Below are 15,577 nucleotides of genomic sequence, written 5' to 3'. Positions count from 1 at the left end.
CATGACAATCAAACGATGGCAATTCCAGTTAATCACCTATCAGCCGATCACTCACCCAACTCAACTAACTGGAGGAATCAACTATGACTCAAATGACAATCGCAACCGCAATTACCAAAGTCGCAAACCGGACTGACTTAACCTTCGCCGAAATGAACGACGTAATGAACGAAATTATGGAGGGCAAGGCTAGTGATATTCAAATTTCAAGCTTATTGACCGCCCTCACCGTTAAACACGAAACCGTCGCTGAAATTGCCGGCGCAGCCGACTCAATGCGCGACCACGCCCTAACGTTTAAGGCTGGCGAACCCGTCCTTGAAATTGTCGGAACAGGCGGCGACCACGCCAACACGTTCAACATTTCAACCACAAGCTCATTGGTTGTCGCTGCCGCTGGCACCCCCGTCGCCAAACACGGTAACCGGGCGGCTTCCTCAAAGAGCGGCGCCGCTGACGTTCTTGAAGCCTTGGGCGTCAACATCAACGTCACCCCTGAACAAAGCGAAGCCATTCTCAACAAGATCGGCATCTGCTTCTTATTTGCCCAAGAGTACCACCAAGCGATGCGCTACGTTGCCCCGGTACGAAAGACACTAGGAATTCGGACCCTGTTTAACATCTTGGGACCGCTAGCGAACCCGGCTCACGCAGGCATGCAACTACTGGGCGTATATGATGATAGCCTGCTCGAACCAATGGCCCACGTGTTGACCGAACTCGGCGTTAAAAACGCCTTGGTCGTTCACGGGACTGACGGGCTGGACGAAGTGTCCATCTCAGCGCCGACCCACGTGATCGAAGTGCGGGATGGCCACTTAACTGAAATGACCATCACACCTGAACAATTTGGCCTAAAGCGGGCTCAAAAGGCCGATGTAGTCGGCGGCACCCCCGCCGAAAACGCCACAATCACCCGTGATATTTTAAACGGTCAGTTGGGCGCTAAGCGAGATGTGGTCCTCCTCAACGCTGGGTTGGCACTGTACACTGCCCATCCGGAAATGACCATGCAAGAAGCTATCGACTTAGCTGCTGCTACCATCGACAGCGGAAAAGCCGCTCAGAAGTTAGACCAATTTATTGAATTAACCAAGGAGGCCACGGTCGCATGATTCTAGATGATCTCGTGGCGGCCACTCGCCGCCGACTACAAGTTGAAAAACAACAAGTCAGCCTGGAGGCAATGAAACAACGTGCGGCTCAGGCCGCTACTAAGTCGCCACAGCTCGTCTACGACCAGTTTACGGCACCGGGAATGCACCTGATTGGTGAGGTCAAACAAGCCTCCCCTTCCAAGGGCCAGATTGCGACTGACTTTCCCTACGTTGACATCGCAGCTGCCTACGCAACTGCCGGGGTCACCGCCATCTCAGTTTTAACGGAACCCGATTATTTCAAGGGGGACATCGCCTACCTCGACGCAATCGCTCACACGGTCACCACTCCCGTTTTGCGGAAAGACTTCGTGATTGACGACTACATGTTGTATCAAGCCAAGGCTGCCGGGGCCAGCATCGTCTTATTAATCGTTGCCATCCTAACGCCTCAACAGCTTAGCAGCTACCTGGCATTGGCTCACGAGCTTGGCCTCGCCGCTCTGGTTGAGGCCCACGACGAAGCCGAAATTAAAACGGCCTTGGCTGCTGGCGCAAAAATGATTGGTGTGAACAACCGCGACCTCAAAACCTTTACCGTTTCGCTGAGCAACAGCCTCAAGTTACGACCATTGGTCCCCGCTAACGTGGCGTTCATCGCCGAAAGCGGGATCCACGATCGCCAAGATGTCGCTGCGTTGGAGGCGGCTAACGTTAACGGCGTCCTGATTGGCGAGACCCTGATGCGCGCCTCTGACAAGCGCCAAAAAATTGCCGACTTACTGGGAGTGACCGTCCAATGACGCAAATTAAAATCTGTGGTCTGATGCGGTCGGTTGATACCGAGGCCGTGAACACCTTTAAACCGGATTTTGCGGGATTCGTTTTTGCCAAAAGTCGCCGGCAAATCGACTTAAAAACGGCCCTCACTTTTCGCAGTCTCATTGACCCAGCCATTCCTACCGTGGGAGTATTCGTGAATGCGCCCCTGGCCGAAATGATGGCCGCGGTGCAAGCCGGCGCCATTCAAATCGTCCAACTTCACGGCAACGAACCAGAAACCACCGTCCAAGCGCTACAAGCCGGTGGTGCTCAGGTTTTTCAGGTTTATCAACCTGACGCGCCGGTGACGCCAACCCAGGCGGATTACACCATGCTTGATAGCGGCGCTGGATCCGGTATTCCACTCGACTGGCACCGGCTTCCAAAAGCCGCTCACCCATTGATCTTGGCAGGCGGTTTAACCAGCACAAACATTATCGACGCCGTTTCAATCGTTCACCCAGACGTGGTTGACGTGAGCTCTGGCGTTGAAACAGCGGGCCAAAAAGACCCGGCTAAGATTCAAGAAATCATCAAAATCGCACACGCTATCAACTGAAAGGACCCCTCATCTATGACTGAATTAAACTTAGCATTGAACCCTAATACCACCGGTCGCTACGGCGAATACGGCGGTCAATATATTCCTGAGACCCTCATGAACGAACTCGATAACATGGCGAAAGCCTACGAGCATTTTAAAAACGACCCGACCTTCAAAACCGAATTACATGATCTCTTAGTCGATTATGCGAACCGGCCATCACTGCTGTACTATGCTAAACGCATGACAGAAGACCTCGGCGGCGCCCAGATTTACCTGAAGCGCGAAGACCTCAACCATACGGGGGCCCACAAGATTAACAACGTTATCGGTCAAGCCTTGCTGGCGAAGCATATGGGTAAGACTCGCTTAATTGCTGAAACTGGCGCTGGGCAACACGGCGTCGCCACGGCCACCATTGCCGCCTACTTTGGAATGGAATGTGAGGTCTTCATGGGTAAGGAGGACACCGACCGCCAAAAGTTAAACGTCTACCGGATGGAATTATTGGGCGCCAAGGTGCACCCCGTCACCAGCGGGTCAATGGTCCTCAAAGATGCCATTAACGCGGCGTTGCAAGACTGGACGACCCGGGTCGATGATACCTTTTACCTGATGGGATCCGCTACCGGTCCACACCCATACCCGTTGATGGTCCGCGATTTCCAAAGTATCATTAGCCAGGAATCCAAGGCGCAGTTGCAGGACCAAACCGGTCAGTTACCAGACATGGTCGTTGCCTGTGTGGGTGGTGGTAGCAACGCCATCGGCAGTTTCGCCAACTACATCGACGACCCCAGCGTCCAATTAGTCGGTGCTGAGGCTGCGGGTAAAGGCGTGGATACTAACCTCACTGCAGCAACGGTTGAACGGGGTTCTGACGGGATCTTCCACGGTATGAAGTCCATGTTCCTGCAAAACGAAACCGGCCAAATCAACCCGGTTTACTCCATTTCGGCCGGTCTGGATTACCCTGGCGTGGGGCCAGAACACGCCCACTTAGCCGCAACCGGCCGTGCCCAATACGTCGGTGTCACCGATGATGAGGCCGTTGCCGCCTTTGAATACATCGCTAAAACCGAAGGCATCGTGGCTGCCATCGAAAGCTGCCACGCTGTCGCCTACGTTCAAAAAATCGCACCAACCATGCGCAAGGACCAAATCATTGTCTGCACCCTTTCCGGTCGTGGAGACAAAGACGTGGCCTCAATCGCCAAATACAAGGGAGTGGCCATCGATGAATAGTCAATTAAAACCAGTTTTTACCAATCAAAAAGCCTTTATTCCATTTGTTACTGCTAACGACCCAAACTTTGACACTACGGTCCAAAACATCGTCGCGCTAGCCGAAGGCGGGGCCGATATTGTGGAACTTGGGGTGCCCTTCTCAGATCCCGTGGCTGACGGCCCCGTCATTCAAGCCGCTGACCTGCGGGCTTTAAAGGATGACCCTGATCTGCCGATGGACCGGGTCTTTGATATGGTCGTTGAAGCACGCAAGCAAACTGCCGTGCCAATTGCCTTTTTAACCTACGTCAACATCGTCTTTCAGTACGGTTACGACGCATTTTGCCAGCGTTGTGCGGAACTCGACATCCGCGGTTTAGTGATTCCCGACTTGCCGTTTGAAGAACGCGACGAACTGGCTCCGATTGCCGAACGCTACAACGTCGACATCATTCCACTCATCACTCCGACTTCTGGGGATCGAATCGCTAAAATTGCGGGTGCCGCAACCGGCTTCATCTACGTGGTCAGCTCACTTGGCGTAACCGGAGAACGAAGCCAGTTTAACAACGATCTGACCGGCCTCATCGCCCAAATTCGAGCAGTAACAGATGTCCCCGCCGCAATCGGCTTTGGGATTCACACCCCAGAACAAGCCGCCGAGATGGCCAACATTGCGGATGGCGCCATCGTTGGTAGCGCCTGCGTCAATATCGTGGCCGAATACGGCACCCAGGCTCCCGCCAAGTTGCGCGATTACACGCGCCAGATGAAGGCGGCCGTGAGTGGCGTTGCGAAGAATCCTGCCGTTTAGCTTTAATTATGGCCGATTAAAAACGCCGATTCGAAAACCGAATCGGTGTTTTTTGGCTTGAAGATTAATTAATCATTGTTTTTGGTACGATTTAGAGAACGCGTCAAGTCATCAGACAGTCGTTAAAGTTGCACCTTTTGGCCATTAAGGTCCACTGTCAGCGGTTCGCCCGCCAATAACGTTAAACTGGTCCCGGATTGATCAACCTTCACATTAATTGACCGTCCTCGGAACACAATTCTAAACTGATAACTGGTCCACTTCTTCGGTAAAAACGGTGCAAAGTGCAGTTGGTCGTCACGAATCCGCATTCCGGCAAACCCTTGCGCAATCGCCAGCCAGCTTCCCGTCATTGACGTGATGTGTAGCCCGTCATCCGTGTCATTGTTATAGTTGTCTAAATCAAGACGAGCTGTGCGTTCATACATCTCAACCGCCTTATCTTCATAGTGTAGATCAGCTGCCAAAATAGCATGAATCGAAGCCGACAAGCTTGACTCGTGAACCGTTAACGGCTCATAGAAATCAAAGTTAGCCTTCTTCTGCTCTGGCGTGAAGTCGTCAATAAAGTCCCAAACGCCTTGCAAAACGTCGCCTTGCTTAATATAAGGTGACCGCAAAATTTTATCCCATGACCAGTTTTGATTCAACGGTAACTGGTCTTTTGGTAAAGAAGAAACCGGTTGAATATCCTTGTCCAAAAAGCCATCGTGTTGAACGAAAATCCCCAATTTTTCGTCGTGTGGCAAGTACATCCGATCGACAATATCTTGCCAGTGATTTTTTTCGTCATCTGAAACGTTGAGCTTCTCCGCAACGCCGGCCGAAACTTGTGCCAAAATTTCCAACGTATATTTAAGTGTCCACTGCGCCAGGTAGTTTGTGTACCAGTTGTTATCAACGTTGTTTTCATACTCATCCGGACCGGTCACACCATGAATCATGTACTGTTGGTGCCGTTCACTGAAGTGGACCCGATCCGCCCAAAAACGAGAAATCTCCGTCAGGACTTTACTACCTTCATTCAACACATAACTCGTATCACCCGTGTAGCGCGTGTAGTTAAAAATGGCAAACGCAATATCACCATTCCGGTGAATCTCTTCGAAGGTAATCTCCCATTCGTTATGACACTCAATGCCATTAAAGGTCACCATTGGGAACAGGGCCCCTTTAAGGCCTTGTTGTTGCGCATTGTGATAGGCGCCGTCTAGTTGCTGATAACGATACATCAACAGATTACGACTGACCTGCGGATCCGTAATCCCGAGGTAGACCGGAATCGCAAATGCTTCGGTATCCCAATACGTCGCCCCGCCATATTTTTCACCAGTGAACCCTTTTGGCCCGATGTTTAATCGGCTATCCTCGCCATAATAGGTCGAAAAGAGCTGAAAGAGGTTAAAGCGAATCCCTTGTTGCGCCCCATCGTCGCCTTCGATTTGAACATCGGATTTTGCCCAACGCACAGCCCAGACGTCCGCATGAGCCGTCAGCAACGCATCAAATGACTGGTTGGTTACTTGATCACTAAGTTGGCTCATCGCGGTTTCAAGTTCCGGCTGGCTATTATAATCCCGAGACGTGACCACAACCACCCGCTTCGTGAGCGTCGCTTCGTCCCCGGGGTTCATCACACCACTAAAGGTATTTTGAACCTCTTTTTCCGTTGGCTCACTACCACCTTGAGCGGCCAATCGGCTTTCATTCGTCATCTTAATACCCACGGTGAACCGCGGCGTGCCGAATGCATTTTCCTTAGTCACGGCCACAATGGACCCGGACTTCTGGTCAACGCGTTTCGCCAAGACGTCCCAGAACCGTTCATCGTAATTGGCGTCTTCGTTTTCCACATCAGCGTCCAACGCCGACTTGAAAGTCACCGTCACTGGCTGTTGCCCCACGTTCTTGGCGTGAACTTGGATCACTGCCAACTCTTTTTGCGCAACGCTAATGAAGCGGTCGAAGGTAAACGCAACCTGTTTATCACCTTTATTCACTGTAAACCGGCGGGTTAACCGCGCCGTTTTCATATCCAAGTCGAGTTCAAAGTCAGAAATCTGATCAACTGCCAGATCTACAGGCTCGTCATCAATTAAGACGCCTAATTTAATGAAATTCACGGCGTTGATGACCTTGCCAAAGTAGTCTGGGTACCCGTTTTTCCACCAGCCAACCCGGGTCTTGTCTGGATACCATACCCCTCCCAGGTAAATACCGGAGAGGCTGTCGCCTGAGTACCCTTCTTCAAAGAAACCACGCATTCCCATGTTGCCGTTTCCCAAACTCGTCATTGATTCCTGAAGTCGCTTATTTTCCGACGACAACTCATGGGTCACAATGTGCCAGGGATTAATTTCAAAAATTCGTTTCATTCTGATCCTCCTAAAGATTAAGCTTCAGACTTACGTGCCCAGACCTCTTTTACGATGCCGACGCTCAACGCACCAACAGCTAAGAAAATACCCGAAAGCAGGAGCATCACTGGCATGTGTGACCCTAACATTGGGAAAATGGCAAAGCTGGCTAGGGAAGCGACAATTTGAGGTAAACAAATTGAGCTATTAAACAGCCCGAGATAGGTGCCCATATTAGCTGAATCGTCAATGGCATTCGTCAAGAAAGTAAACGGAAAGGCGTTCATCGCCGCCCAAGCAATTCCCACCAAACTGAACGAAATAATCAAAGCGTATTTGTCATGAACAAAGTAAATCGAACCAAACCCAAGGGCCCCGCAAATCAAACTAAACGCATAAGCCGCTTTATGATGGTTGTTCCCCACCCGCGACAGAATTAAGGCCCAAATAACAGCTGCAATCGACTGAACCGCCGACATGACACCATACCAATTACCAGCGGCTTGATAACCGGCACTCGTTGGGTTCGTGACGCCCCAAACATTATCGGCAATGGCCCCGTTTGCATAAGTCCATAGGTACTGGAATCCCATCCAGCAGAAGAATTGAACAATCGAAACCGTCCAAAAAATCTTCGGTGCGGCTTTCAAGGTGCCCCAAATGCTCTTCTTGTTTGCCTTAGCAGACGTTTCGTCAATCCCGTGGTATTCAGCATAGGTTTTGGGGTCATATTCCTTTACCCGAAAAACCGTCAATAAGCAGCAGAGTAACAAAATGACTGCTCCGGCATAAAATGAAAAGACCACTGAATCTGGGACTTTCCCCTTTGTTGCCGTATTAGCAATACCGATTGCGGTGAGCAAAAACGGAAATAGACTAGCCAGTAACGCCCCTGCGTTTGAAGCAAAGCTCTGGATGGCGTAGCCAAACCCCTTTTGCTTTTCATTGACCATATCACCAACCATCATTTTAAACGGCTGCATCGCAACGTTTGAGGAAACATCCATAAATAAAATGGTGATTGCCCCAAACCATAAGGCGGCCAATGACCCAAATCCAAAGCCAAAACTACCAGCATTAGGGAGTAAACACATGACAATCATGGCAACAATCGCCCCAATGAGAAGATAGGGAATCCGGCGACCTAGTCGTGGCATCCACGTTCGATCCGAGAAATAGCCCACTAGCGGTTGAACAATCATGCCAGCCAGTGGCGGCAATATAAAGAAGAAGCCTAACTTAGTGGGGTCGGCCCCAATTGTTTGAAAAATCCGCCCCATATTAGTACTTTGTAGCTGAAAGGCCATCTGGACCCCTAGAAACCCAAAGTTGATTAAAAAGATGGTCGCAATCGGCAGCGTTGGTAATAAATCTTTTTTTGACGTACCCGATTGGACGGTTTCGTTTTTTGACTCAGACATATTTTCACCCTCCTTAGGGATGGGAATAATTGAAATAACAATAAAGAAAACGTTTTCAATTGTTTATTATGCAACCGCTTGCACCAAATTGCAACCGTTTGCACTAATTTTTTTAAAATAAAAAAGCCCTAACCATCCAAGTCGGTCGGAGCCAATCATCGTCACGCCTATCAAACCTTTTCAATCGTAAAGGGTAGCATCTCAAACTGCTTGGTCTCGGAAAATAGCACTCGCACAGCGGCCTCACCCATGTGTTGGGGATAAAGTTCGACAAACCTCACTTGATCACCTATCAGTATGTTTGACTGGCTTTTGTTAAAACTAATGAGGGGCACCTGCCGATTTAACTGCTGCCGCGTGAGCTGATAGACCATCATCCCAATGAGATCATCAGTCGTCATAATCCCGTCAATATCTCGGCGATTATCCAGATATTGAGCGACTGCTTGATCAAGATGCTGCATTGCCTTATCGGGTAACTTTAATAATTCACGTTTAACGCCCAGTTGCTGCGCCGCCGATTCGAATCCTAAGCGGCGTTGTTTCTCAAATCCTTGTTCCATTTCAGATTCGACAAACAAAACATGCCGACTATTGAAGTGTCGATTCAAGTATTCTAGCGCTTTGGCGCCGGCCAAGCGGTTATTATTATTGACATAGCGCTCATTATCTTGGGTTGGGTCGCCCACCAAAACATACTGAACACCTTGGCTTTTCAGCAGTTCAACCACTGGATCATTCGCCTTAGAGTAAAGGAGGATAAAGTGGTGAATGAGACTTTGCGAAATCAGTGCCAAGACATTTTTAGTCAGTTCTTCAGTCGTATTGGCAATCGCAACGGATAAAACCGCATTCCGCAGGCGAAGTTGTGTGTTAATGCCCATCAACAAATCCACGAAAAAGGGGTTTGCCGCTGTACTCATGTCACCAGGCGGGAAAATCACACCAACTGCGTTAGCCTCACCGTTCGTCAAGGTTTTCGCATTATAATTTGGCTGGTACCCCATCTCAGTCGCAATCGACTGGATTCTCAGTCGCGTTTCCCGACTGATTCGCGGATTATTGTTTAAAGCCCGGGACGCAGTTGAAACTGATACGGCTGCTCGCTCCGCAATGTCTCGAATCGTGACCATCTGTCTTCCCCCAATTTACGCTTTTTTCTCCATCGCCAACAACCGCGCCTTCATCGTGGCGCCACCCCGGTACTGCCCCGTTTGACCAGTACTTAGAATCACCCGGTGACAGGCGACGATTTCCATGAGCGGATTCTTAGCGACCGCACTGGCCACTGCACGAACGGCGCTAGGGCGGTTCATCTTGGCGGCTAATTGTTGATAGCTGACCGTCTGGCCGTACGGAATGTGGGTCAGCGTCCGCCAAACCTGGCGTTGGAACGGCGTAGCAGCCAGCACCATCGTTGCGACATCAAAATGTTGCCGCTGACCAGCCCGGTACTCACGCAACTGCTGAACGGCCTGCTCAATCAATACCGTTGCCTCTTGGCGAACGGTTGCTGTTTTAAAAAAGTGCGTTAACTCGGCGGTCCCAGCCTCTGGCGCACCGATGAAGACAATCCCGTCATCCGTGGCTGCCACGATCTGTTCGCCATCACCAAAATCATGAGTTTGGTACCAAATTTGAGCCATTTTCCCACCTCCGTTTTTCTATAGTGTAGCAGAGAACGGACTTGAATGCCGCCACCTTTTTCCGCTTATAGTGACAAAAAAACTAAACAACCCTGCCAAAACGCCAAAAGGGGTTTGCAGGGTTATTTAATCGATCTACTCGACGACTGATAACGCATCAAGGGTCACACCATCATTATTTTTTAACTGTAGCCAACCGTTCGTGCCACCAAAGTACAAGAATAACCCAACTTCGTTCACACTCTTTAAAACCACGTCTTCAGTGGTCGTCGTTCCATCGATTGCGGCTGCATGCTCCAGACGAATTCGTTCACCCATCCGCTCGCCCAGACCAGTACTGCCATCCTTATTCTTGCGAGCCGTTGCCCGCAGCGTTGCCCCTTTTTCAATGCGCATTTCGTTGCGCTTTTGCCAGTAAACCGTTGCCTCACTGTCGTCATAGGCAACTTGAAAGGCAACGTCCGCCAGTTCTTTTCGCCACCGGTGTTGAGCCTTGGCTGGCCCCTTTTTAACCGGCTTGGCAAATAATTGGTCAAAGCCCAGCGCCTGTAACACCACCATTATTTGGTCAACAAACGCATCAATGGCCGGAACCAAGTGGCCGGGCACCGTCCCCGTTAGAAAGGGCACCTTGACGCTCCCGCGGTCAACCGCGACGTCACTGAACCGTTGAGCAAGGTACCCAACTTCGACATCCCAACCCGGTTGAATCTGAATGAACCGGTCAGCCTGCTTGCCCGCTGGTAACGTGTCAATGCCAATGAGGCGGCCCGCTTTAAGCCATAACGTCGTGTGCGGGGCCGTGGTTGTCGCTGGCTTACCAGTGCCCAACACCAATTGGCCTTGGTGCTCCGGTAATGTTAATCGAGCTTGTTGCCCGTCAATAATCAGCGTTAATTCCATCTTGATTCACTCCTAGTCCGCGGTCGGCACCAAATAGATTCCCCAAGAACCATAGCCGCTGACCCAATTTTTATAACCCGTCACATAACCGTGAGGGGTCGCGTAGATGCCAATCTGGTAACCTTTATAATTCCGCCGTTTAGCGGCCGTGTAACCCTGAGCAGTCAACGCGTCTGCAACCAGCTTCGAGTAATCCGTTTTAGCCGTCGTCTTGATCCAGTTATAAGGTGAAAAAATCCCAATCGCCTTGGCATTTTTATTCGTCGCCGAATACTTCCGCCCTAGCTCTGGCGCGGCATTCAAATCCGTTTTAGCATCCGCACTTAACGCATCATTCAAGATTGTGCCGGGAAATAGGGCCAAAATATCGACCTGTAACGTTTTTTCTTCCCGGAACGACTTAATGCCAGCGAGATTGCCACCATAAGCCTTCACAGCAGGATCGTTCGCCAACTTATCATCCGGATTGACCCCTTTTTTCAGGTAATCCCGGTAGACGAGCCCCGCCACCTTATTCGTATTGTTTTTGACGAGGTAATAGATGCCACTTTTCTTGCCCATCTGTAATTTAACACTCTGGGACAAGTACCAGGTCGTCTTCGGATAATTCTTCAAGTTATGAATTTTTTTATTGTGTTTCAAATCCCACATTGTCGCGCTTTTCGTTGCGTCCTTCAGATGATAGGCCACATCCGGATACTTCTTAGTCTTGACCCACTGCCAGGTCGTGCTTGCCGCCTGCGCCGATGACCCGCCATCCCACGTCGCGACGCCGCCAACCAGCAAACATAGTGACAACGCCATTAATCGCTTCAGTTTCATTGCGCCCATCCCCCTCGTTTTTCCTATAGAGTAAGCATACCCTAAACGGGAAATGGACGCACGTTTTCACGATGTTTATTTGCGTCATTCCAGTCAAAACTGGCCAATCACCGTCTAACCAACGAACAGTTAGTTAGGCGGTCTCAATAGCTAGTCACGACTATTCATCTTCCACAATTTGATAAATGGCCAAGAATTTCTTTCGGGAAACAACCCGTTGATTCGTCGCATCCAGAAAATCCCCAACGTCCCCATAAGCGTAGACACCAAGAGCATCGACACCGCCACCAACGGTCCCGCCAGACCCCAGTCGATGCTTTTTTTGATACGGCGGATTTAAGCTGCTCATGAGAATTCGAACCCGGTTATCTAACCAAAAAATCTCCTTTTTAGCCAAAGCAGTCTCAACCCAGTCGGGCCGCTCACTCGTCCGACTAATTTCCCAGACACTAACTGGTTGATCTTTGTATCGAACTAACATCTTTGTCGTCATCTCCCGTTCAAAAGCCCCTAGATGAAGTGAAATTAAACCTGTGCTTTTGACGTCAGAATACCATTCTTTGCTTATCAAAACAAAAAGTCCGCCCCTAGCTGCGGACGGACCTTCAACGACTTGAAAATGGACACACTAACAAGCGGTCGTTACGAACCAATTCGGTTAATTCCCAGACTTTCTCGGTGCCCAAGCTGGCTGTCGTGCGCCAATTTGACCATGAGATCAGCGACACTTTTGCGTGACACATCATGGCCGGCAACCGGGTCGCCTTTTTTAGTCGTTTGGTAGTTCAGATCATCTTGATTATCAAACCAACCAGGCCGAATGATCGTATAATTCAGCGGGGACGCTTCAATGATGTCCGCCGCTTCCCGGTATGGGATGAGCATTGGGTTAATCTCTAAGTTTCCAGTCAACCCAACCGTTTCCGGAATTTCGTTATAAATCCCCATTGCCGTCACAAAAATCAAGCGGGTGATGCCAGCCGAAATCTGGGCATCAACAATGTTTCGCGCCATATCCGGTAACCGCCCGGATAAGCAGGCAATCACGACGTCAACATCGGTCATCACCTGCGCCAAGTCATCGCGGTTCAACGCATCTCCAGTCACTGCGGTTTCACGGTTGGCATCCACCCGTTGTAGCATTAACGGATGGCGAACCATCATCGTTAACTCATCTTGGGTGTTGTCTTTAAAATACTGACGTACCACCGTACCAAGTGAACCAGTAGCCCCTAACAGAAGAACGTGAGTCATACTATCGCTCCAATTCAGAAATTGCACATTTAGTTAAATGTGTCTTAATACGTTACATTCTACCACGAGTGACTCGAACAAACGAGGCTATTTCGGGGATTGTCCTGGGTTATTTGACGGTTTGTTGATGACTGATTTGAGCAAAAGCCTGGGCAAAGTCCGCTTTTAGATCGGCCACGTCTTCAACCCCAACCGACAGCCGTAATAGGCCGTCTGAGATGCCGCGAGCGTGACGTTCCGCCGCAGAGAGCTCGGCATGCGACATCTTGGGTGGGTAGGACAGAATCGTTTCCACGGCGCCCAGCGATACGGAAAATACTGGAATCTTCAGGTGGTTTACTAATTCAGCAACGTTAGCTTCACTCCCCACATCAAAGGATAATACGGCGCCACCCGACGTCGCTTGCTTTGCTTGAATGGCGTGACCGGGATCCGTCGCCAATCCTGGGTAGTGAACGGCTTTAACTAGCGGTTGCGTTTGGAACCATTCTGCAATCGCCTGGGCATTTCGGGCTTCGGCTTTGACTCGCACGCTAAGGGTCTTAATCCCCCGCAACAGTAACCAGCAATCACTGACGCCCAGTGTCGCGCCCATGGCGTTTTGAACAAAGTACACTGCTTCGCCTAGCTCCGGGGTCTTCGTCACGATGAGGCCCGCTAAAATGTCTGAATGGCCGGCCAGAAATTTAGTCCCCGAATGAAGGACCAGGTCAACCCCGAGGTCTAACGGTTTTTGAAAAATGGGGGTCATAAACGTGTTATCGGCAAAAACGAGGGCATCGTGGGCATGTGCAATCTTGACAGCTTGCGCAATATCCGTCACCGCTAACGTTGGGTTCGACGGCGTCTCGATGTAGACCACTTTGGTGTTCTCTTGAATCGCTGCTTCTAACGCCACTGGGTCACTACAGTCCGCAAACGTATAGTCGATCCCGTAGTTGGGCAACAGTTCGGTCACCAGCCGAAATGTCCCACCATAGACGTCGTTTGTCACTACCACATGATCACCCTGATGAAGGGTTAAAAAGGCGGCCGAAATAGCGGCCATTCCGGTGGCAAAAGCAAAGCCCCGATCGCCGTGCTCTAACGCCGCAATACTTTCTTCCACAACGTCACGGGTGGGGTTGCCAGAACGGGAATAATCATACGGACCAAAGTCATCCAAGCCGGGTTGGGCAAACGTTGAACTGAGTTGAATTGGTGGATTAATGGCCCCCGTTGTCGGGTCGGGTTTCGTCGTCGTTTTAATCACCTGCGTTGAATCTGAATAGTGTTGGTCGCTCATATTAATCATCCTTTCCTGCTGCAATGCTGTGTTGCGCCGCTTGAATCGCCTGGGTTAAGTCGGCAATTAAGTCATCGGTATTTTCGAGTCCCACGGACAATCGGAGGAGGTTTTTAGTAATGTGCTTTGCTTGACGCTCTTCTTCGGTCAGGTCGGCATGGGTCTGGATAGCCGGGACCGTCAGCAGGCTCTCCGCACCCCCCAGTGATTCGGCAAATGAAATGATGCCTAAGTGTTGCAAAACATCATCTACCCACGACTCATCATGGAGGTAAAAACTGATCATTCCGCCGTGGCCAGGGTAAAGCACCTGGTCAACAGCTGGATTGTCACGCAAGTTTTGCGCAATCGCCTTGGCCGATCGTTCGTGTTGGGCTAACCGCAACGGTAACGTCTTAAGACTCCGCAGTAACAACCAACAGTCAAACGGGTCAAGGACCGCTCCGGTGGTCGTAAGGTTGCGATCCAACGCGGCTAAATCTGCCTGAGTTTTACAGACTACCACCCCGGCTAAAACGTCATTATGCCCCGCCAGGTACTTGGTCGCAGAGTGGACAACAATGTCGGCCCCATCGTGCAACGGGCGTTGTAACAACGGGGTATAAAACGTATTATCCACCAGAACCTTAACGTGATGCTCATGCGCAATCGACGCCGTTTTTTGGATATCAATCAACTTCATCGTTGGATTGGACGGGGTCTCAAGCCAAATGCCTTTGGTGGCCGGAGCGGCGACCAGCTGGGTCAGCCGATCGTTATCCTGACCGTCCCACAACTCAAAGTTGAGCCCATAGTTCTCGTGAAGGAAGTCAAAGAACCGAAACGAGCCACCGTAAAGATCATCAGAAACCACAATAGTGTCACCGGTTTTAAACGTTGAAAAGGCGAGTTGAATCGCCGCCATGCCCGAACTTAGGGCAAATGCGCCAGCCCCATCTTCAAGCTGTGCTAGCGTTTGTTGTAAGACGTCACGGGTCGGGTTAGTTTCCCGGGAATAATCGTACCCGGTAGATTGCCCCAGCCCGGCGTGACGGTATGCGGTTGTTAGATAAATTGGGGTCGACACCGCCCCCGTTTTAACGTCATCCGTTCGATTCCCCGCCTGCGCTAAAATCGTTTCAATATGTGCTTGTTTTAAGTCCATCCGAATTCCTCCTCCAAAACAAAAAGCCTTCGCCCCACTGATCGGGACGAAGGCAACGCGTTACCACCTGATATTTACTTAAATCTCGCAATTCAAGTCTTGGCAAGTCCGTCATTAAAAATGAGAGACTCCGCAAGATATCGATTGCCCACGGAATTGGTAGCATCATCATGACACCCCAATTCTAGCTCTGAGATCATCTTCAGTCGCTTTGCCTGGCCGCTTCTCACCGTGGACGGCT

15 protein-coding genes are annotated in these 15,577 nt (G+C 50.4%); 5 read left to right on the top strand and 10 right to left on the bottom strand.

Going from position 1 to position 15,577, the window contains the following annotated elements; translation table 11 throughout:
* Window positions 1-92: 92 nt before the first annotated feature.
* Genes trpD through trpA form a run of 5 tightly spaced genes read left to right on the top strand, consistent with a single transcriptional unit; the run spans window position 93 to window position 4,504 of the window.
* Window positions 93-1,115, top strand: coding sequence for an anthranilate phosphoribosyltransferase (gene trpD / locus FC96_RS11955; protein ID WP_056943175.1), 1,023 nt, complete (start codon window positions 93-95; stop codon window positions 1,113-1,115).
* Window positions 1,112-1,900 carry an indole-3-glycerol phosphate synthase TrpC gene (gene trpC, locus FC96_RS11950; RefSeq protein WP_056943174.1) on the top strand — a complete coding sequence of 263 codons (789 nt, stop codon included), beginning with the start codon at window positions 1,112-1,114 and terminating at the stop codon, window positions 1,898-1,900. Before trpD ends, trpC begins: the two co-directional genes overlap by 4 nt.
* A complete protein-coding gene (locus FC96_RS13220; protein ID WP_056943173.1) occupies window positions 1,897-2,478 on the top strand; it encodes a phosphoribosylanthranilate isomerase in 582 nt (193 codons plus the stop codon). The genes trpC and FC96_RS13220 overlap by 4 nt, the downstream gene beginning before the upstream one ends.
* 15 nt (window positions 2,479-2,493) lie before the next feature.
* A complete protein-coding gene (trpB, locus tag FC96_RS11940) occupies window positions 2,494-3,708 on the top strand; it encodes a tryptophan synthase subunit beta (RefSeq protein ID WP_056943172.1) in 1,215 nt (404 codons plus the stop codon).
* Window positions 3,701-4,504, top strand: coding sequence for a tryptophan synthase subunit alpha (trpA, locus tag FC96_RS11935; RefSeq protein ID WP_056943171.1), 804 nt, complete (start codon window positions 3,701-3,703; stop codon window positions 4,502-4,504). Before trpB ends, trpA begins: the two co-directional genes overlap by 8 nt.
* Window positions 4,505-4,626: 122 nt before the next feature.
* Here trpA and FC96_RS11930 read toward each other — a convergent pair whose 3' ends face one another.
* From FC96_RS11930 to FC96_RS11885, 10 genes are all read right to left on the bottom strand, one after another.
* A complete protein-coding gene (locus FC96_RS11930) occupies window positions 4,627-6,879 on the bottom strand; it encodes a glycoside hydrolase family 65 protein (RefSeq protein ID WP_056943170.1) in 2,253 nt (750 codons plus the stop codon).
* Window positions 6,880-6,896: 17 nt separating this feature from the next.
* Window positions 6,897-8,282, bottom strand: a complete 1,386-nt coding sequence (locus FC96_RS11925) for an SLC45 family MFS transporter (RefSeq protein WP_056943169.1) — start codon at window positions 8,280-8,282, stop codon at window positions 6,897-6,899.
* A gap of 170 nt (window positions 8,283-8,452) precedes the next feature.
* Window positions 8,453-9,415, bottom strand: coding sequence for a LacI family DNA-binding transcriptional regulator (locus FC96_RS11920; protein ID WP_056943168.1), 963 nt, complete (start codon window positions 9,413-9,415; stop codon window positions 8,453-8,455).
* Between the two features lie 15 nt (window positions 9,416-9,430).
* Window positions 9,431-9,928 carry a methylated-DNA--[protein]-cysteine S-methyltransferase gene (locus FC96_RS11915; protein WP_056943167.1) on the bottom strand — a complete coding sequence of 166 codons (498 nt, stop codon included), beginning with the start codon at window positions 9,926-9,928 and terminating at the stop codon, window positions 9,431-9,433.
* A 135-nt stretch (window positions 9,929-10,063) separates the two neighbouring features.
* Window positions 10,064-10,831 carry a hypothetical protein gene (locus FC96_RS11910; protein ID WP_056943166.1) on the bottom strand — a complete coding sequence of 256 codons (768 nt, stop codon included), beginning with the start codon at window positions 10,829-10,831 and terminating at the stop codon, window positions 10,064-10,066.
* A gap of 12 nt (window positions 10,832-10,843) precedes the next feature.
* Entirely contained in the window at window positions 10,844-11,653 is an 810-nt protein-coding gene (locus FC96_RS11905) for a hypothetical protein (protein WP_056943165.1), read from the bottom strand.
* A gap of 160 nt (window positions 11,654-11,813) precedes the next feature.
* On the bottom strand, window positions 11,814-12,134 hold the full coding sequence (locus FC96_RS11900) for a hypothetical protein (protein ID WP_056943164.1): 321 nt from the start codon (window positions 12,132-12,134) through the stop codon (window positions 11,814-11,816).
* Window positions 12,135-12,295: 161 nt separating this feature from the next.
* On the bottom strand, window positions 12,296-12,907 hold the full coding sequence (locus tag FC96_RS11895) for an NAD(P)H-binding protein (RefSeq protein WP_056943163.1): 612 nt from the start codon (window positions 12,905-12,907) through the stop codon (window positions 12,296-12,298).
* Window positions 12,908-13,016: 109 nt separating this feature from the next.
* A complete protein-coding gene (locus FC96_RS11890; RefSeq protein WP_055679781.1) occupies window positions 13,017-14,192 on the bottom strand; it encodes an aminotransferase class V-fold PLP-dependent enzyme in 1,176 nt (391 codons plus the stop codon).
* Between the two features lies 1 nt (window position 14,193).
* Entirely contained in the window at window positions 14,194-15,336 is a 1,143-nt protein-coding gene (locus FC96_RS11885; RefSeq protein ID WP_056943162.1) for a PLP-dependent transferase, read from the bottom strand.
* Window positions 15,337-15,577 lie beyond the last annotated feature (241 nt).

Origin of the sequence: Secundilactobacillus kimchicus JCM 15530 (assembly GCF_001433995.1) — a bacterium.
Lineage (GTDB): Bacteria > Bacillota > Bacilli > Lactobacillales > Lactobacillaceae > Secundilactobacillus > Secundilactobacillus kimchicus.
Note: the sequence above shows the minus strand (reverse complement) of the source record. Positions and strands in the feature narration are given on the sequence as shown.